Here is a 2245-nt window from a genome sequence, read left to right as displayed (position 1 = left end):
CGGAACCAGACGCTCAAGTTCCTCACCGGTGGAGGAACGCATGTTGGTGAGCTTCTTCTCCTTACAGATGTTGACGTCCATGTCGTCGGCGCGGGCGTTCTCGCCGACGATCATGCCCTCGTACACCTCGGTGGTCGGCGGGATCAGCATGGTGCCGCGTTCCTGCAGGGAGAACATCGCGAACGGGGTCGCCTTGCCGGGCCGGTCGGCGACCAGCGACCCGGTCGGCCGGCCGCGCAGCGCCCCGGCCCACGGTCCGTAGCCGTCGAAGATCGCCGAGGCGATGCCGGTGCCGCGGGTGTCGGTCAGGAACTCGGTCCGGAACCCGATCAGCCCGCGCGAGGGCACGTGGAACTCCATCCGGACCCATCCGGTGCCGTGGTTGGTCATGCCCTCCATCCGCCCCTTGCGCACCGCCAGCAGCTGGGTGACCGCACCCAGGTACTCCTCGGGCACGTCGACGGTCAACCGTTCGAACGGCTCCTGCACCTTGCCGTCCACGGTCTTGGTCACCACCTGGGGCTTGCCGATGGTCAGCTCGAAGCCCTCCCGGCGCATCGTCTCGACCAGGATGGCCAGGGCCAGCTCCCCGCGGCCCTGCACCTCCCAGGTGTCCGGACGCTCGGTGGGCAGCACCCGGACGGAGACGTTGCCGACCAGTTCGGCGTCCAGCCGGTTCTTCACCTGACGGGCGGTCAGCTTGGTGCCGCCGTCCTTGCCGGCCAGCGGCGAGGTGTTGATGCCGACGGTCATCGAGATGGCCGGCTCGTCCACGGTGATCGGGGGCAGCGCGACCGGGTTCTCCGGGTCGGCCAGGGTCTCGCCGATGGTGATGTCGGCCATCCCGGCCACCGCGATCAGGTCGCCGGCGGCGGCCGACTCGACCGGGATCCGGTCCAGCGCCTCGGTGATCAGCAGTTCGGTGATCCGGGTGCGGGTGACGGTGCCGTCGGCCTTCATCCAGGCGACCTGCTGGCCCTTGGTGATGACGCCCTCGATCACCCGGCACATCCCGATCCGGCCCAGGAACGGCGAGGCGTCGATGTTGGTGACCTGTGCCTGCAGCGGGGCGCCCGGGGTGTACTTCGGCGCCGGGATGGTCGCCAGCAGCGTGTCGAACAGCGGGTCGAGATTCTCGTGGTCGGGCAACTCGCCGTTGGCCGGCTTGGTCAGCGACGCCCGGCCGGCCCGGGAGGCGCAGTAGACGATCGGGAACTCGATCTGCTCGTCGGTCGCATCCAGGTCGATGAACAGGGCATAGGTCTCGTCGACCACCTCGTCGATCCGCGAGTCCGGACGGTCGGTCTTGTTGACCACCAGGACCACGGGCAGGTGCGCCTGGAGGGCCTTGCGGAGCACGAACCGGGTCTGCGGCAGCGGGCCCTCGGACGCGTCGACCAGCAGCACGACCCCGTCCACCATCATCAGCGCACGCTCGACCTCGCCGCCGAAGTCGGCGTGGCCGGGGGTGTCGACGATGTTGATGACCATGTCACCCCGCCGCACCGCGGTGTTCTTGGCCAGGATGGTGATGCCCTTTTCGCGCTCCAGGTCGTTGGAGTCCATCACCCGATCGGTATGGGCCGATCCGATGCGGAACGCCCCGGACTGCCAGAGCATGGCGTCGACCAGCGTGGTCTTGCCGTGGTCGACGTGCGCCACGATGGCGACGTTGCGCAGGTCGTTGCGGGTGGACAGTTCGGCAGACACCGGTGGGGCTCCTTCGGTCGGGCAGCGGCCGAGTCTATCGGCCGCACGGGACCACGAAGGGGCTTAAGGTCCGTTCATGGCCAGTGACACAGCCGGTGACTTCCCGCTCGGACCCGACGGGCGGCCCGACCTGCCCCTGCGAGTGCTCGAGGAGGACGAGACCGTCCCGCCCCGCCCGGAGGAGGAACTCGCCGACCTCGAACGCACCGATCCGGCTCCCGGCTGAGGCTCCGTCGCGACGGCCCACGGCCCACGCGGAACCCGCTGCCCCGCCGACTTGCCACATTGCGCCCCCGGGATCGCGAATCGGGGGCCCAACGTGGCAAGTCGGCGCGACAGAGCGGCCAGGCCGGACCCGGCCGGGGCCCGGTCAGAGCACCTTGGACAGGAAGTCCCTCGTCCGCGGGTGCTGCGGGTTGGCGATCACGTCCTTGGGCGCCCCGGACTCGACCACCACGCCCTGGTCCATGAACGTCAGGGTGTCGCCGACCTCGCGGGCGAAGCCGATCTCGTGGGTGACCACGATCATCGTCAT

At 69.5% G+C, this 2245-nt stretch carries 2 protein-coding genes and 1 pseudogene; 1 reads left to right on the top strand and 2 read right to left on the bottom strand.

The annotated features are described in order from the left end of the window. On the bottom strand, window positions 1-1710 hold a 1710-nt coding region (typA, locus tag ACOJUF_RS01625), incomplete at its 3' end, for a translational GTPase TypA (RefSeq protein WP_420120118.1). Between the two features lie 76 nt (window positions 1711-1786). Between typA and ACOJUF_RS01620 the strand changes: the two genes are divergently transcribed. After that, window positions 1787-1936 (top strand): hypothetical protein, encoded by a 150-nt coding sequence (locus tag ACOJUF_RS01620; protein WP_420120117.1) that lies wholly within the window; start codon window positions 1787-1789, stop codon window positions 1934-1936. Window positions 1937-2080: 144 nt separating this feature from the next. On the opposite strand, the pseudogene ACOJUF_RS01615 reads toward ACOJUF_RS01620, so the two are convergent. Beyond that, window positions 2081-2245, bottom strand: a pseudogene (locus ACOJUF_RS01615) (ectoine/hydroxyectoine ABC transporter ATP-binding protein EhuA); the annotation flags it as partial.

Origin of the sequence: Nakamurella sp. (genome assembly GCF_048594475.1) — a bacterium.
Lineage (GTDB): Bacteria > Actinomycetota > Actinomycetes > Mycobacteriales > Nakamurellaceae > Nakamurella.
Note: the sequence above shows the minus strand (reverse complement) of the source record. Positions and strands in the feature narration are given on the sequence as shown.

What these genes read in the sequence shown, in the direction of transcription:
- ACOJUF_RS01620 (WP_420120117.1), top strand. Translation starts at nt 1,787, where the DNA reads ATGGCCAGTGACACAGCCGGTGACTTCCCGCTCGGACCCGACGGGCGG.